The following is a 21,749-nucleotide window of genomic DNA, read 5'->3' as shown; positions in this document are numbered from 1 at the left end:
CACCGTGGTCCAGCAGTCCGTGCCCGACGTCGTCGCCCTCGTCGGCAACCCGAAGCCCGGGTCCCGCACCTTGTCCGCGGCCGTGCAGGTCGCCGACCGGCTCGCCGACGGGGCCGACATCGCGACCGTCGACCTGGCGACGATCGGCCACCAGCTGTTCACCGCCGACCGCTCGCTCCTCGACCCCGCGCTCGCGACCGTGGCGGGCGCGCGGCTGCTCGTCGTCGCGACGCCCGTCTACAAGGCCACCTACACGGGCCTGCTCAAGTCGTTCCTCGACCTCTACGGCCCCGACGGTCTCGCCGGCGTGGTCGCGGTCCCTCTCGTCGTGTCCGGCGGCCCGGCCCACCTGCTCGCCGGCGAGGTGCACCTGCGGCCCCTGCTCGTCGAGCTCGGCGCCACCGTCCCCAGCCGCGCGCTGGCCGTCACGGAAGCGGACCTGGTGGACCTCGGCCCGGTGATCGACCGGTGGCTCGAGCGCGCCTTCGCTCCCCTGCACGCCGCCCTCGACGTCGCGGCGCTCTCCGCATGACCGCCGAGATCCTGCGCTCGCTGGACGCCGACCTCGTGGAGCAGGACGAGCCGCAGCTGAGCCCGCAGGCCTACAAGGAGGTGTTCCGCCGGCACCCCGCCGGGGTCGCGGTGGTGACACTCCTCGACGACGAGGGCCGGCCCGTCGGGTTCACGGCGACCTCCGTCATCTCCGTGTCCGCCGACCCGCCGCTGCTCGCGTTCTCGCTGGCGTCGACCTCGTCGTCGTGGCCCGCCCTGTCCCGGGCGCGCACGCTCGCGATCAGCTTCCTGTCCTCGGCGCAGGACGACGTGTCCGCCCGGTTCGCGACGAGCGGCATCGACCGGTTCGCGGCCGGCGGCTGGACGCCGCTGGAGACCGGCGAGCCGGTGATCGACGAGGCCGTGTCCTGGCTGCGCGGCCGGGTCGTGCAGCGGGTGCCGGTCGGCGGCTCGTACCTGGTGTCGGTCCGCGCCCTCGCGCACTCCGTCGACGACGACGCCCTCCCGCTCGTCTACCACGACCGCACCTACCACCGGATCGGCGACCACACGGCCGTCTGACCCGTCCGTCGCAGAAGGCCCCCGGCATCTCGACGCCGGGGGCCTTCCGCCGCGTGCACCCCCCGCAACGTCCGCGCTTGTGCGGGTCAGAACCCGTGTAAGCGCGGACGTCCGCCGTGTGAATCCACAACGTCCGCGCTTGTGCGGGTCGGAACCCGACTGAGCGCGGACGTCCCGCTGCCTGCATGCACAACGTCCGCACTCGTGGGGGTCGGAGGCCCATCGAGTGCGGACGTTGTGGGGCCGGCCGGAGGGCGCGGCGGCGGCGGGGCCGGCGAGAGGGCGCGGCGGGAGGGCGCGGCGGCGGTGGGGCCAGCGCGAGGGCGCGACCGCGCGGGCTAGCGGGTCGTCGCGGCCGTGCCTGCGCCGACCAGCTCGTCGTCGGCGAGGCCCCACGCGCGGGCGAGCAGCTCGTACGAGCGGGCCGTGTCCGCCGGGTCGTGCGTGATCGTGGTGATCAGCAGCTCGTCGGCGCCGGTCGCGCGCACCAGGGCGTCCAGACCGCGGGCCACCGACTCCGGGTCGCCGACGAGCCGCGTGTCGACCCGGTCCCGCAGCAGCGCACGCTCGGCGTCGTCGCGCAGCTCCCACGGCGTCGTCGTGCCCGGCCGTGGGTACTGGATCGCGCTCGCGCCGCTGCGGATCGAGAGCACCCACTCCGCGAACGGGTCGGCCAGCTCGGCCGCCCGGGACGACGTCTCCGCGACGAGCACGTCGGCCGACACGACGACGTACGGCTCGTCCAGCACCCCGGGGACGAAGGCGTCCCGGTACGCCGCGACCGTCTCCAGGACGGTCGCCGGGCTCACGTGGTAGTTCGCGGCCAGCGGCAGGCCCAGCTCGCCGGCCACGCGCGCGCTCTCCCCCGCGCTCGACGCGAGCACCCACAGGGCGATGTCCGAGCCCTCCACGGCGGGGCTGGTGACACCGCGCTCGCCGGCCCGGGCGGTCCCGGCCTGCAGCGCGAGGACCCTGGACAGCTCGTCCCGGAACGGCGCCGGCGTCCGGGACGCGCTGAGGAAGTCGAGGTGGGCGAGGAACCGCGAGCGCAGGTCGGGGTCGGCGAAGGTGAAGGGCGGCGCCGCGGGCACGAGCAGGCCGTCGACCACGCGGGCCTCGGTCGCCGTCGACGGGACCCGCCCGGCGGTCGGGGCGGACGCGTCGGGCGCAGCGGACTTGCTCGGCGGCGGGAACGACGCCCGGCCGAGCCCGAGGTCCACGCGCCCGGGGTGCAGGGCGGCGACGGTCCCGAACTGCTCGGCGGCAACGACGGGGCTGGTGGAACCGAGCAGCACGGCGGCGGACCCGACGCGGATGGTCGAGGTGGCGCTCGCGGTCAGGGCGGCGAGCACGCCGGGCGTGGACGACGCGACGCCCGGCGCCAGGTGGTGCTCGGCGTACCACACCCGGCGGTACCCGAGCCGCTCGACCAGCTGCGCGCGCTCGACGGCCGTCCGCAGGGCATCGGCGCCGCTGCTCCCCTCCGGGACGGGCGCGAGGTCGAGCACGGACAGGGGCACGGCACGGCGGGTCATCGGATCTCCTGCAGGGCGGGTCGGGACAGGTGGAAGGCGGGGTGCGACGCAGAGACGGGGTCGTCGGCGGACTCCCCGGCGAGGTCGGCCAGGACCCGCCCGATCGCGGGGGCGAACTTGAAGCCGTGGCCGGAGAAGCCCGCGGCGACCACCAGCGGCCCGCGGCGGTCGAGGACGAAGTCGTGGTCGGGGGTCGTCGTGTAGGTGCACGAGATCGGCGCGGGGACAGAGGCGTCGACGCCGGGCAGCCACTGCGCCGCGTACTCCTGCAACAGAGCGAGCTGCGCGGGCTCGGCGGTGAACGTGCGCCGGTCGGGGTCGGTCACGGGGCCGACGGCGTGGAACCCGACCTTGATCCCCTCCCCGGGCGTGCCCAGGCCGTAGGTGCCGCTGGGCCACGGGTGGTCCCCGAGCGGGCGGTGCGTGAAGCTCGGCCAGTCGTCGGGCGTCCCGGTGCGCAGCGAGAAGTGCGCGGGCTGCTCCTGCGTGACGACCAGCGGCGGCGCCCCGGCCCCGAGCAACGTCGAGGTCCACGCGCCGACGGCCAGGACGACGCTGCGAGCGCGGAACGGACCGACGGAGGTCTCGACGAGCACGCCGTCGGCACCGGCGGTCACGGACAGGGCCTGAACGCCGTGCCGCACGTCGGCACTGAGCGCGGCGGCGGCGGACTGGAACGCGGCGACCGCGCGGTCGGCGTGGATGCGGCCGGCGGTCCGGGTCTCGTGCAGCACGGGCCCCTCGAACCGCAGCCCCGGCCAGCGCTCGTGCGCGGCCTCGGGCGGGAGAATCTCGTGCGGGACGCCGCGGGCGACGAAGGCGTCGACCACGCCGGGCGCCGGCTCGCCGTGGCTCACGCCGCCGGTGAGGGTGAGCACCCCGTCGAACGACTGCCACAGCTCGAGCGCCTCTGCCGCGAGGTCGAGGTACTCGGGCCGGTCGTAGGTCTGCCGGTAGATCCGCGAGGCACCGTGGGAGGCGCCGCGCACGTGCCCTGGCTCGAACCGCTCGAGGAGCACGACGTCACGGCCGCGCCGCGCGAGCTGCCACGCGGCGGCGGAGCCCATCACGCCGCCTCCGACGACGAGGTGGTCGACGACCTGCACAGGTACCTCCAGAGATGGGGGACGAAAAACTGGTGGCCGGCCGGGCGTCCCCCGACCCCGACCGGCCACCGCGGACGCCCGTGCGAGAAGCACAGCATCCGGTCTGAGGGGTCAGCTCGTCTTGGGCAGACCCGGCGGGTTGGTCTCGGGCTTCTCGATGGCCTCGGCGGACAGGCCCCAGCGCGCGAGCACCTGGGCGTAGGTGCCGTCGTCGAACGCGTGCTGGAGCGCGGCCGTCACGGCCGGAGCGAGCTCGGAGCCCTTGAGCGTGGCCACGGCGATCTGCGCCGTCAGTGGCCAGCCGCCGTTGAGGGTGCCGACGACCTTGAACTGGTCGGGCGCGGTCGCCGCGCTGTAGGCGAGGCTCGCGTTCGGGCCGACGTAGGCGTCGACCCTGCCGGACTGCACGGCCAGCAGCACGTCCGAGTAGTTCTCGTAGTACTCCGGCTCGCCGCCCTTGATCGGCTCCAGGCCCTTGTCGATGTTCTCCTGGTTCCAGGCCAGCAGGATCTTCTCCTGGTTGGTGCCGGAGCCGACGCCGACCGTGAGGCCCGCGATGTCCTTGGGCTCCGTGATCTCCTTGACCTTGCTGGAGGCGCTGGTCAGCCAGCCGAGCTGGTCGTTGCGGTACGACGAGAAGTCGTAGAGCTCCTTGCGCTCCTCGGTCACCGTCACGTTCGAGATCACGGCGTTGACGTCGCCCGACTGCAGGGCGAGCGGCCAGTCGGCCCACGCCTTCTGCTCGAGCTCGAGCTTGAGCCCGAGGGCGTCGGCGACGAGGCTGGCGATGTCGGTCTCGTTGCCGATCGGCGTCTTCTCGTCGTCGGCGAGGAAGCCCAGCGGTGGCGCGGCACCGGCCGTCGTGGCGACCTTGAGGACACCTGACTCCTTGACGTCCGCCGGCAGCAGCGCGATGGCGTCCTCGGACTTCGTCGTGTGGATCCGGTCCTGGTCGGGACTCGTGCTGATGGTCAGACCGGCGGCGGTGGCCTCGGGGGTCGCCGCACCGTCGGTCTCGGCGGAGGCCGATCCGGCGCACGCGGCGAGCGCCAGCAGGGGCACGAAGGCCAGTGCGCTCACAGCACGTCGGAAGGTCGTAGTCACGGGAGGTCTCTCTCTCGGTCGGGAGCGCGACGGGGCGCGCTCGTCACGCCGTCCGCGGGGTGCGGGCGACGAAGAACTGGGGGGTCAGAGCACCTTGTCGAGGAAGGCGCGGGTGCGGGGGTGCTGCGGGTTGTCGAGCACCTGCGCGGGCGTGCCCTGCTCGAGGATCTGGCCGCCGTCGATGAAGACGACGCTCGTGGCCACCTCGCGGGCGAACCCGATCTCGTGCGTGACGACGATGAGCGTCGTGCCCGTCGCCGCGAGGTCCCGGATGACGTCGAGCACCTCGCCGACCAGCTCGGGGTCGAGCGCGGAGGTGGGCTCGTCGAAGAGCACGACCGCCGGCTTGACCGCGAGCGCCCGGGCGATCGCCACGCGCTGCTGCTGCCCGCCGGACAGCTGCCGGGGGTAGGCGTCGGCCTTGTCGGACAGCCCGACCCGGGCGAGCAGCTCGCGCGCCTCGGCCTCGACCTCGGCCCGCGGCCGCTTCTGCGCCGAGATGGGCGCCTCCACGACGTTCTCGAGCGCGGTGAGGTGCGGGAACAGGTTGAAGTTCTGGAACACGAACCCGATACGGGTCCGCTGCGCCAGGACGTCCTTCTCCTTGAGCTCCTGCAGCGCGCCGTCGGACCGGCGCCGGTAGCCGATGAGGTCGCCGTCCACGGAGATGGATCCGCGGTCGACCTTCTCGAGGTGATTGATGGCCCGCAGCAGGGTCGACTTGCCCGACCCCGACGGCCCGAGGATGACGGTGACCTCGCCCGGCTGGACCGTGAGGTCCACGCCGTCGAGCACCTCGAGCGTGCCGTAGGCCTTGTGCACGCCCCGCACCTCGACCAGTCCGGCGGCCATCAGAGGGCCCCGTCCGGCGCGGCGGTGGTGGTCCGGACCAGGACGCCACGAGATCGCCCGTAGCCGGGTGGGAGGTCGCCCGGCAGCGGTCGTCCGCTCACACGCGACCACCCGATCCCCACGCCCCAACGCGCCCGCTGCAGGGGCGTCGGCGGCAGCTGCCGCAGCGCACCCTTCGCGTAGTGCCGCTCCACGTAGTACTGGATGACGGTGATCACGGTGGTGACGACGAGATACCAGATGCCCGCGACGATGAGCAGCGGGACCACCCGCTGGTTGCGGCCGTAGATGACCCCGACGATGTAGAACAGCTCGCCGTACGCCAGCACATAGACCACGGACGTGCCCTTGACCAGGCCGATGATCTCGTTCACGGCCGTAGGCACGATAGTCCGCATGGCCTGCGGCAGGATGATCCGGCGCTGCTGACGCGACCGCGGGAGCCCGAGCGCGGCGGCCGCCTCGTGCTGACCCTGGTCGACGCCGAGGATTCCGCCGCGGACGATCTCGGCCGCGTACGCCGCCTGGGACAGCCCGAGCCCGAGCACCGCGGCGCCGAACTTGTCGATGACGTCGAGGGTGTCGAAGCCGACGAACGAGGGACCGAACGGCACCCCGAGCGTGAGGGTCGGGTACAGGTACGCGAGGTTGTACCAGAGCAGCAGCTGCAAGATCAGCGGCACGGACCTGAACACCCAGATGTAGGCCCACGACACCGACCGCAGCAGCGGCGAGCGGGAAAGCCGCATGAGCGCGAGCACGGCGCCCAGCCCGAAGCCGACGACGGCCGAGGCGGCGGTCAGCCGCAGGGTGCCCCACAGCCCGTCGAGCACGGACGGCCAGGTGAGGTACTGCCAGACGACGGACCACTCCCAGCGGGGGTTGGTCAGCAGCGAGCTCACGACCATCGCGAGCAGCACCGCGACCACGGCCGTGGCGATCCAACGGCCGGGGTGGCGGGCGGCGTACACGCGGGGCTCGTCGGCCGGCGGGCGGACGGGCGGCGGGGACAGGACGAGGGACTCGTCCTGGTGCAGGAAGGCGGTGGACACGGTCACTCCGGGGTGGTGAGGGACGGACGGGACGGGGGCGCGTCCGTACAGAGCCACTTCTCGAACGCCAGCGGCCCGATCTCCTCCGGGTCCGCGGCCGTGTCGAACAGGGGCGTGAAGCCGGTCGCCAGGTAGAGCGCGGCGGCTTCGGGCTGCCGCGGCCCGGTGGTCAGGTAGAGCCGCTGGTACCCGGCCGCGACGGCGCGGGTCTCCAGCTCGGCGAGCACCCGGCGCGAGAGCCCCTGCCGGCGGTGCGCCGTGCTGGTCCAGATCCGCTTGTACTCGGCGGTCCGCACGGTGGGCAGCCCGTCCGCGTCGCGCGTCCCGGGCCGGGTCAGCCGCGCGGCGTCCCCCAGCTCGGGCTCGGCGCGCAGCCGGAAGGCCCCGCCGGCCACGGCCACGCCGTCGTCGAGCAGCAGGATCAGGTCCCCGTCGGGGGCCGCGAACTGGTGGGCCGGGTAGCGCTCGAGCTCCTGGCGCAGGGCGTCGACGCCGAAGTGGTCGCCGTAGCGCGACGAGTACTCGTGCGCGAGCTCGTCCAGCAGCGGCCGGACCTCCTCGTCGAGCAGGCCGAACGAGCGGACGGTCAGCGTGGTGGTCGTCGTCATGTCAGGCCGTCGCGGCGTAGCTCGTGGTGGACAGCGGCAGGCCGAGCGTGTCGCGCAGCGTGCTGCCGGGGTAGCCCGCGCGGAACCGACCGGACGCGCGCAGCAGAGGCACGACGCCGTCGACCAGGGCGGGCAGGTCGGTGTGCACCGACGACGGCCGCACGACGAACCCGTCGGCGATCTCGTCGTCCACCCAGGTGGAGACCAGCTCGGCGAAGCCCGCGGTGGTGCCGACGAACGAGAGGGTGCCGGTGTCGACGCCCTCGAGCTCCGCGAGCATCTCGTGCCGGGCCTGCGCGCTCGCCCGGTCCGGGCCGATGACGAGGTGGGTGTCGACCAGCACGCGGACGTCGCGGGGGTCCCGGCCGGCGGCGGCGACGGCCGCGAGCACCCGGAGCCGGGCCTCCGCGGCCTCGTCGGGCCCGGTCGCCCGCACCCGCACGACGTCGGCGTGCCGACCCGCCAGGTCGAGGGCGGCGTGGCTGCCGAGCCGCACCACGACCGGCGGACGACCTTGCGGCGGGCGGGGCGCGGCCGTCGAGGGCTTCGAGGCGAAGTGCACGCCGTCGTGCGCGACGAACCGGGGCCGGTCCGGCGCCGTCTCGTCCCAGCGGTCCCAGTGCCGACCGACCACCGCGGCCGCGTCGGCCGCTGCCGCGACGGCGGAGGACTCGACGGTCGACGAGCGCGGCCCGGCGGTCGGCACCTCGTCGATCCGGGTGTCCCAGCCGACCTGCCACGCCGCGCGGCCGTGGCTCGCGTGGTCGATCGTGGCGATGGCCTTGGCCACGTGCGCCGGTGCGGTGTGCGTGGTGCCGACGGTCGAGACCAGGCCGATGCCGGCGGTGCGGGGCGCCAGCCGGGCGGCGACGAGCGCGGCGTCGAGCCGGCCCTGCAGGGTCGTGTTGCGGCTCGGGTGCAGGGCGAAGTCGTCGTCGAAGACCACGAAGTCGAGGGCTCCCCGCTGGGCGACGGCCACCAGCTCGAGCAGGCGGGCGGCGTCGAACAGCCGTTGCCCCTGCGAACCGTGGTCGCGCCACGCGGCGGCGTGGGCGCCGGTGTCGCTGAGATCGATGCCGAGATGGGCGTGGCGAGACATGGGTGTTCCGTTCTGGTGCTGGTTCAGGGCGCGCCTCACCGAGCGTCGAGCGCTTCGGGGTGCGCGTCGCGCGCCCCGGTCGCGGGGCGTGCGGAGGGTGGGTCAGCCGGTCAGCGGCGACAGAGGGCCGGACAGGAACGCGTCAGCATCGAACGGGTGGAGACCCCGGTCGCGTTCATGGTCTGTCCTCTCGTCCCGGCGGTTGCCGGGGCTCGCATGTTGTCGACGGCGGCGGTGCACTGCCGTGACCAGGTCCTCACCCGGGGCACCCCGCCATGCGGAGGGTTGCCATCCAGCTAGCCGGGGCTTCGCACTGGAAATCTTGACCTTATTGGTAGGGAATTTAGACAGGGACCGCGGGAGCGTCAAACACCCGACCACATCGTGAGATCAGGTGTCCGACAGCCGATCGCTTTGCCGGATCGCGCGCGGCAGGCGCACGATGACCTCTCACGACATCGGGACGGGGGTGGGGACGCGTGGCACGCACGAAGGTCGCGACCCTGCTCGCGACGTCGGTGCTCCTCCTGGTCGGGGCGTGCGCGGGCGACCCCAGCGCGGTCGAGGCGCACCCGGCGCCCGTCGTGAAGGTCGCCGCCCCGATCACCGTCTCGAAGGTGGCCGCGCCGGCCGTCGCCGCCGCGCCGGCCGCCGATCTCGCCGCGCTTCCCGTCACCGACCCCGTGCACGTCGTCGCCGGACTGCCCAGCACGGACGGGCTCACGCAGCGCGCGAGCGACGACCCGTCGCTCGGCCGCTGGCAGACCGCCGTCATCGTCCGGGACACGGCCGCCCGCGTCGCACCCGGCGGCGCGGCCGTCGGCGTCGTCCCCGCCCTGACGCTGCAGGTCCGCACCACCCTGCCCGTGATCGACCAGCGCGGACGCTGGCTCCGCGTCATGCTCGCCACCCGCGGCGCGCTGCCCAGCCAGGACGTCACGCAGGTCAACGACCGCAGCGCCTGGATCGACTCCGCCGACACCGAGACGGCTGGCACCAGCTGGTCGGTCCGGGTGGACACCGCCGCGCAGACCATCACCGTCGACGACGGGACCACGACGCACGTCATGCCGGTCAAGGCCACCGGCAGCCCCACCAAGCCGACTCCGCACGTGCCGGCCTTCATCGTGGGGACGCACTGGCTGGAACCCGGCACCACCACGCCGCGCGTGCTCCTGCTGTCGTCGCAGAGCGAGGTCATGGACGACTACGACAAGAAGTCGGGGACGTCGACGACGGCCATCCACACGACCACGCTGAGCGGTCGGGGTGAGGTCTCGAACGGCTGCGTGCGGGTCGCCGACGACGTGCTCGACCTCCTGTGGCAGGCGCCTGCCGGCACGGTCGTGACCACCGTCGGCTGACTCGTTCGACGCGCGAGCCGGCGGTCCTGCACCTAGCCTCCGGGGATGCGTCCGCTCCCGCTCCGCCGCCGAGCCCTGCTCCGCGCTGCGGTGTTCGGGGTCGCGCTGACCGTGCCGGTCGCCGTGCTCGCGTACGTCGTGCGCGCCCAGGTGGACGACGTCCTGCGCCTCGACCGACAGGCGATCCAGGGGGCGACGGACTTCACGCGTGCGCACCCCGCGCTCGAGCAGGCGCTCGTGCTCTGGCAGCAGGCCTTCCAGGCGAAGTGGGTCAACCTCGCGGCGACGCTGGTCTGCCTGTGGGTCTGGCGGCGCCACGGCCTGACCACCCGGGCGCTGTGGGCGTTCCTCACGATCATGGCCGCGTGGGCCGTGCAGCTGGGTGCCAAGGGGCTGGTGCAGCGGGCGCGGCCAGTGGTCGACGACGCCCTGGAGCATGCGCCCGGCTCGAGCTTCCCGTCCGGGCACGCGACGAACATCGCCGCGGTGGCCCTCACGCTGACCCTCCTGGTCTGGCCGCTGCTCGGGCGGCGCGGGCGGGTCGTCGTCCCCGTCGTCGCCGCGACGACCGTCCTGCTCACCGGCCTCGACCGAGTCCTGCTCGGCGTGCACTACCCCTCCGACGTCGTCGCAGGGTTCGCGCTCGGGACGGCCCTCGCGGGCGCGTCCTACCTGGGCTACAGCGGCTGGTCCGCGACGGCTCCCGATCCGGAGATCTGATGCACACCTTCCTGCACCGGTACGAGCTCGACACGTCCGCGCCCACGCGCAAGGAGGCCCTGCGGGACTTCGCGGTGCGCGTGCTGCTGCCGGCGGTCGGGCTGTGGGTCGTCGTCGTCGGCATCGGGTTCCTGATCACCGGCCCGCTGAACAGCCTGCCGAGCGAGACCGCGGTGAACCGGTGGTTCGTGTCGATCCGGACGCCGGCGCTCAACTCGCTCACCGCGATCCTCTCGGGGATCGGCACGACCGAGTTCATCATCGGCGCGTGCGTGCTGTTCACGGCGCTGTTCTGGTGGCGCACGAAGCAGTGGTGGCTGGCCATCGTCCCGGCGCAGGCGATCGCCGTGCAGGCGGCCGTCTTCATGACCGCCGCGCTGGTGGTGGGCCGCGAGCGCCCGGACGTCGAGCACCTCGACGACTCCCCGCCCACGTCCGCGTACCCGAGCGGCCACACCGGCGCCTCGACCGCCTTCTACGTCACCCTCGCGATGGTGGCCCAGCGCATCGGCAACCCGGTCCTGCGCGGCGTCGTGACCGTGCTGTGCCTGCTGGTCCCGATCTCCGTGGGCACCTCCCGGCTCTACCGCGGGATGCACAGCCCCACCGACGTGCTCATGGGGTGCCTCAACGGGCTGGTGTGCGCGTTCCTCGCGTGGAACTACCTGCGCCGCGACGTCTCCGGGTCGACCACGGGCACGGAGCCCCAGGAGCGCCTCAGCGCCCGCTGATCGCCGGGTGGCATCATCGCCACGTGCTCCAGAACCCCAAGTTCGCCACCGACGACCCCCGCGCGCTCCGGGCGCTGGTCGAGGGCTACCCGTGGGCCACGCTGGTGTCCTCGACCGACGGCGGCCTGGTCGCCAGCCACTACCCGATGCTCTGGGAGGAGACCACGGACGACTCGATGTCCCTGGTCACCCACCTCGGCCGCCCCGACGAGCTGAACCACCGCCTCGACGGCTCGGACGTGCTCGTCATCGTGCAGGGCCCCCACGCCTACATCTCGACCCGGTGGTACCCCGAGGGCCAGTTCGCCCCGACGTGGAACCACGTGACCGCCCACCTCACCTGCCGGCCCGAGGTGCTGTCCGCCGACGAGAACTTCGCCGTGCTCAGCCGGCTGGTCGAGCACTTCGAGGGGACCGGCGAGGGCGCGCGCCTCCTCCCGTCCTACGACGGACCGGCCCGGGCGATGGCCCGGGGCACCGTCGGCCTGCGCCTGCACGTCCGGAGCTTCCGCATGCTCGAGAAGCTGAGCCAGAACAAGCCGCCCGAGGTCGTCGCCACGGTGGCGGCCGAGCTGGAGCGCCGGCCGTTCGACCTGCACGCCGCGCTGGCGGCCGAGATGCGCCGGGTCAACCCCGCCTGAAGTCACCCGTTCGAGTGATGTTCACCCCGCGCCTCTCTTGTTCCCGATTCGGACATATGGGGCAATAGAGACACAGGTTCGACTGCCGACGAGGTCAGTGACCGGCATCGGACACCATCGGGAGCCCGCGACGGAGCGGGCCCGGTCAGCGGGGGGCTGCTGCCATGCCAGGTCCGATCGTCCATCTCCAGAACATCCAGAAGGTCCCGGGCTATCTGCGCGAGCTCGGGGGAGCGCGAGGCATCGAGCTCGCCGATCTCCTCGACAAGCAACCGTGCAGCCCGTACGCCAACTTCGGCGCCCAGGGGCCTGACTTCCTCGTCTTCTCGCTCAAGGAGTACGGGACCCCGCTCGACGAGTTCGCGAACTTCCTGTTCGGCGTCTTCGACGCGCTGAAGCCGTTCATCGACTTCTACGAGTCCGTGGTCGAGCCGGTCGAGGACGCGATCGACGACGCCGTCACGGCCGTCGACCAGGCGCTGTTCCAGGGCCTGCTCACCCAGGTCGGCGACACGTCCGCCCTGATCACGAGCGCGCTGCAGACGCAGCTGGCGGCGATCGTCACCAAGAACGTGGACCTGTTCTATGGGTTCTACCCCAAGCTCCAGCAGGGCAAGCCGGAGGACGAGTGGTACTGGTTCGACACGTGGCACTACCGCCGCACGGGCACCTTCGCGTCGACCATGTGGAAGCTCGCCCAGGGCGACGACGACCTCATGCGCTACGCGGTCGGCTACGGCAGCCACATCGGCGCCGACGTCGCGGGCCACCCCTTCGTCAACTCGATCGTCGGCGGCCCCTACCGGTCGCACTGGCACCGCCACCACCTGGTGGAGAACTGGATCGACGCGTACGCCCGCAAGGGCTACCCCGACAGCCGCCGGACCAAGCGCTGCCTCAACCTGACGTCCAAGGACACCTACGTCGCGGACGCGATCTCGGGCAGCTACTACTCGCGCCTGTGCGAGTTCCCCGGCGGGATGCTGCCCTCCAAGCTCGCGGACATGCTGGTCAAGGCCGTCGACCTGACGTACGACGCCGCGCCGGGCCGGCCGGTCCCGCCCAAGCTGACGGCGACCGACTACGACACCACGTACCGGCTCTGGCTGATGTGGTTCGAGCGCGCGACGTCCATCGGCAACGCCAAGAAGCCCACGCCCGTGCCGCCTCCCGGCTCGAGCACCGCGGCCCTCTTCACCGACTACGTCAGCGGCTTCCCCAGCCCGCCCAGCGCCGGCGGCGGGGGCGGCGGCTTCAGCGTCCTCGACATCTTCGCGGCGGTGCTGGCCTTCCTGAAGTGGGTCGCCGACTCGATCGCCTACACGGTCGACTGGACCCTCAACCACATCGCCGACATCTTCCTGCTGCCCGTCACCGAGGCGCTCGGCCTGGTCAAGTGGCTGCTCTACCAGATCCAGAAGGGCGTCTGGCAGATCTACGACGAGGGCCGGTTCGCCCTCGTCCTCGGCGGCTACCTCTCCCCGGAGCCGGGCGACTTCTCCCGCACCCCGTGGGGCACGGCGTTCATCAACACCGCCTCGGCGCACCTGACCGGCGGCCCGAGCCCGTCCGCCCACTCCTCCTACCCGCTGAAGCAGGAGTCCCACGGGATGTTCGGCCCGATGGAGCACCACCTGGTGTACCCGGGCACCCCGCCGGAGCTCCCCGCGTCGGAACCGGCGCCCGAGCCGTTCTTCGGGGCCAACCCCGACGTCGTCCTGACGGGCTTCCACCCGTACGGGTCGCAGATCGAGGACCTCTACACGGCGAAGGACCCGTACGGGCCGGGCTCGGCGTTCACCGACACGACCGACCAGGCGACCGTCTCCGGGTTCCAGTTCGGCAGCATCCCGGCGTTCACCGCCCGCCTGCTCTCCGGCCACATCGACGACCTGCCCAACTTCAACCTCGATGCGGACCGCGGCTACGGCTGGAAGGCATGGGAGCCGAAGCAGCCGGACATCGACGTGGTGAACCCGGTCGACACCAGCTACATCCCGTAGACGCGCACCACCTCAGGGGGACTGACGAGATGCCTGACGACCACGACAACGACAAGCCGTTCGACGCGATCACGCGGCTCTACATCCGCACCAACCCGGCCGACGACGGCACCGAGCCGCTGCCCGCCGCACTGCCCTTCTGGGTCAGCCCGGACATCTGGATCGTCAAGCCGGGCGGCGCGGTCGGTGGCGAGGCCGTCCCGCTGCAGCAGAACCAGGTGAAGGTCACCGTGACCAACGGCGGCGGCATCCCCGCGGTCGACGCCTACGTCGAGGCGTTCGTCGCGGACCCGTCGACCGTCATCACGCCGGCCACGGCGTTCCTGATCGGCGGCGCGTTCGTCACCGTCAACGGCTACTCGACCACGGACGTGCTGCTGCCGTGGACGCCGCAGGCGACCGACAGCGGGCACCGCTGCATCGTGGCCCGGGTCGCGTTGACGCTCCCGCTCGACACCTACGTCAACCCGTCGATCTTCGACGTGGTCGGCGACCGGCACGTGGCCCAGCGCAACATCCAGGTGCTGGAGGTCGCGCAGGGCAAGTCGATGACGTTCCGGTTCCTCATCGGCGCTCCGGCCGAGGGCCAGGCGGCCGCCACGGTCCGGGCCCTCGAGACGACGTTCGACATGGACGCCAGGGCGCTCACGAAGATGGGTGGCTGCGCGGGCGGCCTGCCGGCGACGCAACCTCTCGCCGAGCTGGGCGTCCGGGTGCTGAGCACGCGCGAGACCCGGCCGCTCGTCGACGACATCCGCCGACCGCTGGGGATCGCCGTCAAGCCCGAGGCCGTCCCCGAGCTGCGTGAGGTGGGTGCCCGGTTCGAGGGGACCAAGTCGCGGCACGCCGCGGTGACCTTCGCCGTCGCCGCCGACGAGGAGGTCGGGCGGCTGCACGCGTTCGACGTCGTCCAGCTCGACGACGCCGGCGTGGTGGTCGGCGGCCTCTCGTTCGTCGTCCGGGTGGTCTAGGCACGCTCGCCGACGACCGGCGCCCGGGTCCCCGCGAGGGGGTCCGGGCGCCGGCGAGCGTCATCGACCAGTTGATCGAGCACGCGGCTGTCGCTGAGATCCCGACTACGCGGGCTCGCCCAGCGCGCGGCGAAGGCGTTGATTGACCATTGTCAGCAGCTCATCGAGGGATGCGGAGGCGGCGACGCCGAGGTCGGCAGCCAGACGTCGTCGCAGGTGCGCCATCGCTTCTGGAGTCAGATCGCCGGCGGCCGCATGCCCAGCGATGTTCGCCAAGACTCCGATCAGCGCGGCGGCATCGGCCCGATCGATCGTGACGGTCGCTTCCTCAGCACTCACAGCACGATCATCGTGCCGCGCTCCCCCGCCGCGCCGGCTCTTCGGCGTATCCGGTGAGTTTCTGGTGACCTTGGAACGACAAAGGGCCCCACTCGCAGAATCCTGCGGGTGGGGCCCTTCGACTGGCGGTAGCGGTGGGATTTGAACCCACGGTGGACTTTCACCCACACACGCTTTCGAGGCGTGCTCCTTAGGCCGCTCGGACACGCTACCTCGGCGAGAAGGGTACCTGGTCGGGAGCCCGTCCTCCGAATCGGCGTCGTACCGTGGTCCGGTGAGCACGCCGAACGACGCCGTCCCGATGACCGCCGGCTCCCTGGCCGACGTGGTCGAGGTGCTCGCCGGCCACCGGATCGCGGCGCTCACGGGCGCCGGGGTCTCGACGGACTCCGGCATCCCCGACTACCGCGGCCCCGACTCCCCGCCGCGCACGCCGATGACGTTCCAGCAGTTCACGGGCGACGAGGGGTTCCGCCGGCACTACTGGGCGCGCAACCACGTCGGCTGGCGGCACGTGCACCGGACCATGCCGAACGCGGGGCACCGGGCGCTGGCGGCGCTCGAGCACCGCGGGGTCGTCACCGGGCTGATCACGCAGAACGTCGACCTGCTGCACGAGGCCGCGGGGTCGCGGCGCGTCATCGACCTGCACGGCCGCTACGACCGGGTCCGCTGCCTGTCCTGCGGCACGGTGATCTCGCGGGCCGAGCTGGCCACCCGGCTGGACACCCTCAACCCCGGGTTCGCCGCGGCGGTCGCGGACATCGAGATCGCCCCCGACGCCGACGCTGTCATCGAGCAGACCAGCGGCTTCGTCGTCGCCGCCTGCAGCGCGTGCGGCGGGATGCTCAAGCCCGACATCGTCTACTTCGGCGAGACGGTGCCGCGGGAGCGGGTCGAGCGGGCGTACGCGATGGTCGACGACGCCGACGCGCTGCTGGTGGCCGGGTCGTCGCTCACGGTGCAGTCGGGTCTGCGGTTCGTGCGGCACGCGGCACAGACCGGCAAGCCCGTCGTCGTGGTGAACCGGGGCGCCACGCGCGGGGACAAGTACGCGGCGGTGACGCTCGACGCGGGGACGTCCGAGACCCTGACGGACCTGGCCGAGACGCTGCCGACGCCGCGCTGAGTCAGTCCCGGTGGGCCTCGAAGAACCGCTGCAGCAGGAGGCCGCACTCGTCGGCACGCACGCCGCCCACCACCTCGACCCGGTGGTTGAGCCGCCGGTCGCGCACCACGTCCCACTGCGAGCCGCAGGCGCCCGCCTTCGGGTCCCACGCGCCCAGCACCAGCCGCGGGATCCGCGCGAGGACCGTCGCGCCCGCGCACATGAGGCAGGGCTCCAGGGTCACGACGAGGGTGCAGTCGTCCAGCCGCCACCGCCCGAGGTTCTCGGCAGCCGACCGCAGCGCCAGGATCTCCGCGTGCCCGGTCGGGTCGGCGTGGGCCTCCCGCGTGTTGCGGCCGCGCCCGACGACCTCACCGTGGGGTCCGACGACGACCGCGCCGACCGGGACGTCGTCCGTCTGCACCGCGCGGCGGGCCTCGTCGAGCGCCAGCCCCATCGCCCACGCGTCGGCCGCCTGCAGCGGGCGGAGGACCTCGGTCATGGGGGCATCATCGCGCACCGCGCGCCCGGTAGGTTGAGGCCATGCGCCTGCACGTCGCGGACCACCCCCTGGTCGCCCACAAGCTCACCGTCCTGCGCGACGAGAACACCGCGTCGCCCACCTTCCGCCTCCTGGTCGACGAGCTGGTCACCCTGCTCGCCTACGAGGCGACGCGCGAGGTGCACGTCGAGGCCGTCGACATCGTCACGCCGGTCACCGCGACCACGGGCGTGAAGCTGGCCGACCCCCGCCCGCTCGTCGTGCCCATCCTGCGCGCCGGCCTCGGCATGCTGGACGGGATGACCCGCCTGCTGCCGACCGCCGAGGTCGGGTTCCTGGGGATGCAGCGCGACGAGGAGACGCTGGAGGCCATCACCTACGCCAACCGGCTCCCCGACGACCTGTCGGGCCGCCAGTGCTTCCTGCTGGACCCCATGCTCGCCACGGGCGGCACGCTCGTCGCCGCCATCGACTTCCTGCTGGCGCGCGGCGCCCGCGACGTCACGGCCGTCTGCCTCCTGGCGGCGCCCGAGGGCCTCGCGGTGGTCGAGAAGGCCGTGGGTGACCGGGCCGACGTGTCCATCGTGGTCGCGGCCGTCGACGAGCGGCTCAACGACAAGGCGTACATCGTCCCCGGCCTCGGGGACGCGGGAGACCGGCTCTACGGCGTCGTCTGACCCGTCCCAGCACCTGGGACACGGACGAATCTCCCTTGGTGCCGACGAGCCGGCGTGCGACAGTCGCTCCATGACCACGTCTGCGCTGCGCCTCGTCGCCGCGTATCCGTGCGCGTGTCATCGGTCCTGATCCACCCCCAGGCCCCTCGACCAGACCGCCGCCCGTCCCTCGGGCACGGCGGACCGCGCACCCGGAGACGTCCATGGCAATCGCTGCCCCTCTGCCCCGCCCGCAACCCGGGCTGATCGTGTACGTGAGCCTGCCCGAGGGCTCCACCCGCGCACCGGGCGACCTCGCGGAGGTCGCCGAGGTGCTGCGCGAGTTCGCCTCCGAGTTGCTCCCCGGCGCCGACACGTACACCGCGCTCTCGCTGGCACCGGCGGGTTCCGACGACGTGCACCGCCTGGGCGACCGGCTGAGCCACCTGCGGCTCCTCGACGTCCTCGCCGACCCGGGGGATGTCGGCTGAGGACCAGCGCTGCCGGGCCCCACGCTCTGGGGGCTCAGGGCCCGGCAGCGTCCCCGGCTCGCCGGTCGTCGCGGCCGTGCCTACCGTGGGTGTCATGCGCATCGCCATCGCGGGCGGTCACGGGCAGATCGCGCGCCACCTCTCCCGCGCCCTCACCGCACGAGGGGACGTCGCCGTCGCCCTGATCCGGCAGCTCGGCCAGGTCGATGACGTCATCGCGGACGGCGCCGAGGCCGTCGTGCTGGACCTGGAACGGGCCAACGCCCGCGACGTCGCCGAGGCGATCGCGGGCGCCGACGCCGTGGTGTTCGCCGCCGGGGCGGGGCCCGGCAGCGGCGCGGCGCGCAAGGACACCGTCGACCGCGCGGCCGCCGGCCTGCTGGCCGAGGGCGCCGCGCAGGCAGGGGTGCGCCGCTACGTGCTGATCTCGTCGATGGGCGCCGGCGCGCCCCCGCCGGCGGGCGCGGACGAGGTGTTCGCCGCCTACCTCGTCGCCAAGCGCGCCGCCGAGCTCGACCTGCGCGCCCGCGACCTGGACTGGACGATCCTGCGCCCGGGCGGCCTCACCGACGCCGAGGCCCTCGGCACCGTCCGCCTCGAGAGCGCCGTGCCGCGCGGTTCGGTCCCGCGGGCCGACGTCGCGGCCGTGCTCGTCGCGCTGCTCCACGACCCGCGGACGGCCGGGCGGGTGCTCGAGCTCGTCGCCGGGGACGTGCCGGTGGCCGACGCGGTCGCCGCCGTCTGACCGGGCGGTCCGATCAGCGCGTCGCCGCGCTCCCGCCGCCGTCCGCGGGCGTCGACCGCAGCGTGATCGCCCCGATCAGGTACTGGTCGCCGGCGGTGGTCGCCGTCAGCGAGCTCACGTCGCACGCGAGCTTGACCGTCTGGAACGCCTTGGCGTCCGTGCCCAGCGAGTTGCCGGCCCGCCAGCCGGTCGCCGTGGAGTCGAACGCGTTGGTGTCGGAGCCGCTGCTGCCGTCCCAGCGCGTGGGCACCAGGGCGCGCTTCACGCTGGCGCCCGAGCTGGTGCCGCCCAGGCAGGTGTCGCCGAGCAGCAGCCGGTCGCCCGTGCCGGTCCGGTCGCCCTCCCACGCGACGACGCCGATCCGGGCGGTCGTGCCGGCGGTCGAGGCGAACTCGAACGCCAGCGGTGTCGCCGAGGTGCCGATCCACTGCCCGCCGTCGTACACGGTGACGGACGCGGCCGAACCCGGGTCCGAGTACACGACGACCAGCGACCAGCCCGCGTAGTACGTCCGGTCCTTGTCCTTGGCGGAGGCGCTCACGGCGACGTCGGCCACCGACCAATCCCCCGACCCGCCGGCCGCGACCTGCGCGGTGACGTCCGCGAACGACTGGTAGTACTTCCGGCCCGAGCTGTCGGTCGGCTGCGCGATCGGCTCACCCGTGACGTCCGTGTACGTGCCGCCGGGTCCCCGCAGGTGTGCCGACGTCAGCGGTCCGCTCCAGGCGTCGCCCGGACCGATGTTCGCGGACCAGTAGAGCCCCGCGAAGACGATCGAGCGGCCGGCCGGGACGTCGAGCCGCGCGGTCGACGAGACCGGCACGGAGGCACGAGGCGTCTTGGGAGCCGGTGGCGCCTCGTCCAGCGCCACCATGGCGAACGAGTTGTTGTCCCGGTCACCGGCCGCCAGCGCCGACGCGCACTCGGGCAGCGCGGAGTCGCAGGACAGCAGCGGTGCGCCGATCTCGGTCACGTCGGCATGCTCGAAGCTGTCGCGCGCGTTCAGCCCGGCCGACGAGGTCTGCACCGACCGCTGCGAGCTCACGGTCGCCCCGGGGGCGTCGACCACCACCGTCGCCGTGCCCTTCGCGCTGCCGGCCCAGCGGACGTTGACGAGCACCTGCTGGGAGCCCCCGGCGGGGATCGTCGCGAGCGCGCAGGTCACCGTGCGGCGGTCGTCGGACGCCGTGCAGCCGGGCGTCTGCGGGCCCGGACCCTCGGGATCGGCGCGCAGGTTCACGGGCAGCGTCAGGGTCGCCGTCGGCGTGACGGCGTCGGCGACGCTGGCGCTCACGGTGAACCGAGCCGTCCCCGTACCGTCGGAGTTGAGCAGGATGTACGGGTCGTAGCCGTCGAGGCCGAGCACCGGCGCCAGCGCCTCGACCTCGACCGGGAACGCCCCGGCGGGGTCGGCGTCGGGCGCCTCGGCGGACACCACGACCGCTCCCACGTCACCGATGGCTCCCGGGACCGCGCGCAGGTCCAGCGGCAGGTCGACGGTGCTGCCCGGATCGATCTGCGCCGCCGTGCACACGATGGTCGACCCGTCCGAGCAGGTCCACGTCTCGTCGGTCACCGCGGGGGACCCGAAGGCGAGGCTGTCCGGCCGCTGCACGGTGACCCGGACCCCGACGGCCGGCAGGTCGCCCGTGTTCGCGATGCTCAGCGGGACCGCGGTCGGGGTGCCGAGCGCGACGATCGCCGTGCTCGGCCCGTTGAGCGCGAGCGCGGCCGGGCTCTGCAGCGTGAACGGCACGGTGAGCGAATCCGCGGCCTGGCGCCCGCTCGGCGACAGCTGGATCGCGAGCGAGCGGTCCGTGACGACGTCGGCGGACCCGGCGGTGAGGAGCAGGGAGAGCGGGGCGTCGGCGCGGGCCCCGACGGCACCCGGGCGGCAGACCATCGGCTGCGTCCCGGCGCAGGTCCACGCGGATCCCGGAGCCGCGGCACCCGTGACCCCGGCCGGCAGAGCGACGGAGACCAGGCCCGCGCCCGCGGGGATCGCCGTGCCGCCGACGTTCGCGACCGCGAGATCGAGCTGGCGGGTCCGACCGCTGACCAGCGCGAGCGTCCCCGGCAGGCTGCGCAGCGTCAGGCGGGCCGGCGCAGCGGCGATGACGACGCGGATGGGCGGGGCGACGTAGTCGATGCCCGCGCCATGGACCCGCAGGCCCACCTCGCCGTCGGAGCGGTCGTAGGACTCGTCGATGGAGACCCGCAGCACGAGGGTCGACGTGGTCATGCCGGGGAGCTCGTCGAGCGTGCACCGCGCGACGCCGGTCCCGTCGCCGACGACGCACACCCAGCCGGCCGCGCCCATCACGGCGAACCGCCCGGCGCTGATCCCCGCGAACGCGGCCGCGGAGACGCCGTCGAGCGTCACGCCGTCGGGCAGCGTCACCTCGGCGACCAGGTTGGTCGCGGTCGTCTCGCCGCTGTTGCGCACGCCGACCGCCAGCTCCTGGGACGCCAGCCCCGCCTCGAGCGTCAGCCCGCCGGGCGGCAGGTCGATCGAGACGTCCGCGGGGGTGGGCTCGGGCGGCACCTCCGGCTCGGCCGGCACCTCCGGCTCGGCCGGCACCTCGGGCTCGGGCTCCGCGGCGAACGGCGCGTCGGCGGTCACGTCGCCCTCGGCGGAGAACGCCGAGGTCGTGGTGTCCAGCGGGGTGTCTTGCGGTGCCAGCTCGGTGGGCTCCGGCGTGGGGATGTCGGTGGGCTGCGGCGTGACCACAGCGCCGGCAGTCGAGGTGGGGGCAGGAGCGTCCGTGCTGGGGGCCACGCTCGAGGTGGGTTCGGCGCCGACGAGCGTGGAGTCGTCCGGCGAGCTGAGCAGGTTGACGATGCTGATCGCGGCCACCGCCGCGAGCGCGACGCTGCCCACCGCGATCGCCGCGGCACCGAGCGGGATCGACGCGAGGAACGCGGCAACACCGCCTGCCGCGGCCGCGCCGCCGGCGGCTCCGGCACCGACGACCCCGAGCGCGCTGGTCGCAGCCGCGGCCCCCGCCGCGGCAACCCCGCTGCCGCCGGCCGCGGCGACGCCGCCGC

General features: G+C 73.5%; 21 protein-coding genes, 1 tRNA gene, 1 pseudogene and 1 riboswitch. Of the genes and pseudogenes, 12 read left to right on the top strand and 11 right to left on the bottom strand.

Translation table 11 applies throughout. The annotated features are described in order from the left end of the window. The first annotated feature begins 4 nt into the window (after positions 1-4). Together AC1DWH_RS18965 and AC1DWH_RS18960 are read left to right on the top strand one after the other, a co-directional pair. Positions 5-532 carry an NADPH-dependent FMN reductase gene (locus AC1DWH_RS18965; protein WP_477095001.1) on the top strand — a complete coding sequence of 176 codons (528 nt, stop codon included), beginning with the start codon at positions 5-7 and terminating at the stop codon, positions 530-532. Continuing rightward, complete coding sequence (locus AC1DWH_RS18960; protein WP_456847007.1) at positions 529-1,074, top strand: flavin reductase family protein; 546 nt, start codon at positions 529-531, stop codon at positions 1,072-1,074. Before AC1DWH_RS18965 ends, AC1DWH_RS18960 begins: the two co-directional genes overlap by 4 nt. Positions 1,075-1,412: 338 nt before the next feature. On the opposite strand, the gene AC1DWH_RS18955 is transcribed toward AC1DWH_RS18960, so the two are convergent. The 7 genes from AC1DWH_RS18955 to AC1DWH_RS18925 all read right to left on the bottom strand — a co-directional run bounded on the left by AC1DWH_RS18955 (position 1,413) and on the right by AC1DWH_RS18925 (position 8,430). Beyond that, a complete protein-coding gene (locus tag AC1DWH_RS18955; protein WP_477095000.1) occupies positions 1,413-2,609 on the bottom strand; it encodes an LLM class flavin-dependent oxidoreductase in 1,197 nt (398 codons plus the stop codon). Then, a complete protein-coding gene (locus tag AC1DWH_RS18950; RefSeq protein WP_477094999.1) occupies positions 2,606-3,715 on the bottom strand; it encodes an FAD-dependent oxidoreductase in 1,110 nt (369 codons plus the stop codon). The genes AC1DWH_RS18955 and AC1DWH_RS18950 overlap by 4 nt, the downstream gene beginning before the upstream one ends. 111 nt (positions 3,716-3,826) lie before the next feature. Further along, positions 3,827-4,795 (bottom strand): ABC transporter substrate-binding protein, encoded by a 969-nt coding sequence (locus AC1DWH_RS18945; protein WP_477094998.1) that lies wholly within the window; start codon positions 4,793-4,795, stop codon positions 3,827-3,829. Between the two features lie 108 nt (positions 4,796-4,903). Continuing rightward, on the bottom strand, positions 4,904-5,671 hold the full coding sequence (locus AC1DWH_RS18940) for an amino acid ABC transporter ATP-binding protein (RefSeq protein WP_456847292.1): 768 nt from the start codon (positions 5,669-5,671) through the stop codon (positions 4,904-4,906). Further along, positions 5,671-6,723 carry an amino acid ABC transporter permease gene (locus AC1DWH_RS18935; protein WP_477094997.1) on the bottom strand — a complete coding sequence of 351 codons (1,053 nt, stop codon included), beginning with the start codon at positions 6,721-6,723 and terminating at the stop codon, positions 5,671-5,673. Before AC1DWH_RS18935 ends, AC1DWH_RS18940 begins: the two co-directional genes overlap by 1 nt. A 2-nt stretch (positions 6,724-6,725) precedes the next feature. Beyond that, positions 6,726-7,331 carry a GNAT family N-acetyltransferase gene (locus AC1DWH_RS18930; RefSeq protein ID WP_477094996.1) on the bottom strand — a complete coding sequence of 202 codons (606 nt, stop codon included), beginning with the start codon at positions 7,329-7,331 and terminating at the stop codon, positions 6,726-6,728. A 1-nt stretch (position 7,332) separates the two neighbouring features. After that, positions 7,333-8,430: an LLM class flavin-dependent oxidoreductase gene (locus AC1DWH_RS18925; RefSeq protein WP_477094995.1), complete on the bottom strand. Its 1,098-nt coding sequence runs from the start codon at positions 8,428-8,430 to the stop codon at positions 7,333-7,335. 210 nt (positions 8,431-8,640) lie between these two features. After that, a riboswitch (SAM riboswitch) is annotated at positions 8,641-8,758 on the bottom strand. Positions 8,759-8,909: 151 nt separating this feature from the next. On the opposite strand from AC1DWH_RS18925, the gene AC1DWH_RS18920 reads away from it, so the two are divergent. From AC1DWH_RS18920 to AC1DWH_RS18895, 6 genes are all read left to right on the top strand, one after another. Next, on the top strand, positions 8,910-9,794 hold the full coding sequence (locus AC1DWH_RS18920; protein WP_477094994.1) for a L,D-transpeptidase: 885 nt from the start codon (positions 8,910-8,912) through the stop codon (positions 9,792-9,794). Positions 9,795-9,839: 45 nt separating this feature from the next. After that, positions 9,840-10,514 carry a phosphatase PAP2 family protein gene (locus AC1DWH_RS18915; RefSeq protein WP_456845381.1) on the top strand — a complete coding sequence of 225 codons (675 nt, stop codon included), beginning with the start codon at positions 9,840-9,842 and terminating at the stop codon, positions 10,512-10,514. Beyond that, positions 10,514-11,245 carry a phosphatase PAP2 family protein gene (locus AC1DWH_RS18910; protein WP_477094993.1) on the top strand — a complete coding sequence of 244 codons (732 nt, stop codon included), beginning with the start codon at positions 10,514-10,516 and terminating at the stop codon, positions 11,243-11,245. The genes AC1DWH_RS18915 and AC1DWH_RS18910 overlap by 1 nt, the downstream gene beginning before the upstream one ends. 23 nt (positions 11,246-11,268) lie before the next feature. Continuing rightward, positions 11,269-11,886 carry an FMN-binding negative transcriptional regulator gene (locus AC1DWH_RS18905; protein ID WP_477094992.1) on the top strand — a complete coding sequence of 206 codons (618 nt, stop codon included), beginning with the start codon at positions 11,269-11,271 and terminating at the stop codon, positions 11,884-11,886. A 164-nt stretch (positions 11,887-12,050) separates the two neighbouring features. Further along, positions 12,051-13,889 (top strand): zinc dependent phospholipase C family protein, encoded by a 1,839-nt coding sequence (locus AC1DWH_RS18900; protein ID WP_477094991.1) that lies wholly within the window; start codon positions 12,051-12,053, stop codon positions 13,887-13,889. A gap of 29 nt (positions 13,890-13,918) precedes the next feature. Continuing rightward, on the top strand, positions 13,919-14,860 hold the full coding sequence (locus tag AC1DWH_RS18895; protein WP_477094990.1) for a hypothetical protein: 942 nt from the start codon (positions 13,919-13,921) through the stop codon (positions 14,858-14,860). 105 nt (positions 14,861-14,965) lie between these two features. On the opposite strand, the gene AC1DWH_RS18890 is transcribed toward AC1DWH_RS18895, so the two are convergent. Continuing rightward, positions 14,966-15,199 (bottom strand): hypothetical protein, encoded by a 234-nt coding sequence (locus tag AC1DWH_RS18890; RefSeq protein WP_477094989.1) that lies wholly within the window; start codon positions 15,197-15,199, stop codon positions 14,966-14,968. Between the two features lie 123 nt (positions 15,200-15,322). Then, positions 15,323-15,412, bottom strand: a tRNA-Ser gene (locus AC1DWH_RS18885). An 88-nt stretch (positions 15,413-15,500) separates the two neighbouring features. Between AC1DWH_RS18885 and AC1DWH_RS18880 the strand changes: the two genes are divergently transcribed. Beyond that, positions 15,501-16,328 (top strand): NAD-dependent protein deacetylase, encoded by an 828-nt coding sequence (locus AC1DWH_RS18880; RefSeq protein ID WP_477095061.1) that lies wholly within the window; start codon positions 15,501-15,503, stop codon positions 16,326-16,328. A gap of 1 nt (position 16,329) precedes the next feature. On the opposite strand, the gene tadA is transcribed toward AC1DWH_RS18880, so the two are convergent. After that, a complete protein-coding gene (gene tadA, locus AC1DWH_RS18875; protein WP_456845366.1) occupies positions 16,330-16,809 on the bottom strand; it encodes a tRNA adenosine(34) deaminase TadA in 480 nt (159 codons plus the stop codon). A gap of 41 nt (positions 16,810-16,850) precedes the next feature. Between tadA and upp the strand changes: the two genes are divergently transcribed. From upp to AC1DWH_RS18860, 3 genes are all read left to right on the top strand, one after another. Continuing rightward, complete coding sequence (gene upp, locus AC1DWH_RS18870; RefSeq protein WP_456845365.1) at positions 16,851-17,486, top strand: uracil phosphoribosyltransferase; 636 nt, start codon at positions 16,851-16,853, stop codon at positions 17,484-17,486. A gap of 203 nt (positions 17,487-17,689) precedes the next feature. Beyond that, a complete protein-coding gene (locus tag AC1DWH_RS18865; protein ID WP_456845364.1) occupies positions 17,690-17,956 on the top strand; it encodes a hypothetical protein in 267 nt (88 codons plus the stop codon). 94 nt (positions 17,957-18,050) lie between these two features. Continuing rightward, positions 18,051-18,701 (top strand): NAD(P)-binding oxidoreductase, encoded by a 651-nt coding sequence (locus AC1DWH_RS18860; RefSeq protein ID WP_477094988.1) that lies wholly within the window; start codon positions 18,051-18,053, stop codon positions 18,699-18,701. A gap of 13 nt (positions 18,702-18,714) precedes the next feature. Here the strand turns inward: AC1DWH_RS18860 and AC1DWH_RS18855 are convergent. Continuing rightward, a pseudogene (locus tag AC1DWH_RS18855) lies at positions 18,715-21,749 on the bottom strand (hypothetical protein); the annotation flags it as partial.

Source organism: Cellulomonas sp. P2_F12, from assembly GCF_056403775.1.
This window is presented reverse-complemented; position numbering and strand designations above follow the sequence as displayed.

What these genes read in the sequence shown, in the direction of transcription:
- AC1DWH_RS18930 (WP_477094996.1), bottom strand. Translation starts at nt 7,331, where the DNA reads ATGACGACGACCACCACGCTGACCGTCCGCTCGTTCGGCCTGCTCGAC.
- AC1DWH_RS18955 (WP_477095000.1), bottom strand. Translation starts at nt 2,609, where the DNA reads ATGACCCGCCGTGCCGTGCCCCTGTCCGTGCTCGACCTCGCGCCCGTC.
- AC1DWH_RS18910 (WP_477094993.1), top strand. Translation starts at nt 10,514, where the DNA reads ATGCACACCTTCCTGCACCGGTACGAGCTCGACACGTCCGCGCCCACG.
- AC1DWH_RS18895 (WP_477094990.1), top strand. Translation starts at nt 13,919, where the DNA reads ATGCCTGACGACCACGACAACGACAAGCCGTTCGACGCGATCACGCGG.
- AC1DWH_RS18940 (WP_456847292.1), bottom strand. Translation starts at nt 5,671, where the DNA reads ATGGCCGCCGGACTGGTCGAGGTGCGGGGCGTGCACAAGGCCTACGGC.
- AC1DWH_RS18925 (WP_477094995.1), bottom strand. Translation starts at nt 8,430, where the DNA reads ATGTCTCGCCACGCCCATCTCGGCATCGATCTCAGCGACACCGGCGCC.
- AC1DWH_RS18915 (WP_456845381.1), top strand. Translation starts at nt 9,840, where the DNA reads ATGCGTCCGCTCCCGCTCCGCCGCCGAGCCCTGCTCCGCGCTGCGGTG.
- AC1DWH_RS18900 (WP_477094991.1), top strand. Translation starts at nt 12,051, where the DNA reads ATGCCAGGTCCGATCGTCCATCTCCAGAACATCCAGAAGGTCCCGGGC.
- AC1DWH_RS18865 (WP_456845364.1), top strand. Translation starts at nt 17,690, where the DNA reads ATGGCAATCGCTGCCCCTCTGCCCCGCCCGCAACCCGGGCTGATCGTG.
- AC1DWH_RS18880 (WP_477095061.1), top strand. Translation starts at nt 15,501, where the DNA reads ATGACCGCCGGCTCCCTGGCCGACGTGGTCGAGGTGCTCGCCGGCCAC.
- upp (WP_456845365.1), top strand. Translation starts at nt 16,851, where the DNA reads ATGCGCCTGCACGTCGCGGACCACCCCCTGGTCGCCCACAAGCTCACC.
- AC1DWH_RS18960 (WP_456847007.1), top strand. Translation starts at nt 529, where the DNA reads ATGACCGCCGAGATCCTGCGCTCGCTGGACGCCGACCTCGTGGAGCAG.
- AC1DWH_RS18860 (WP_477094988.1), top strand. Translation starts at nt 18,051, where the DNA reads ATGCGCATCGCCATCGCGGGCGGTCACGGGCAGATCGCGCGCCACCTC.
- tadA (WP_456845366.1), bottom strand. Translation starts at nt 16,809, where the DNA reads ATGACCGAGGTCCTCCGCCCGCTGCAGGCGGCCGACGCGTGGGCGATG.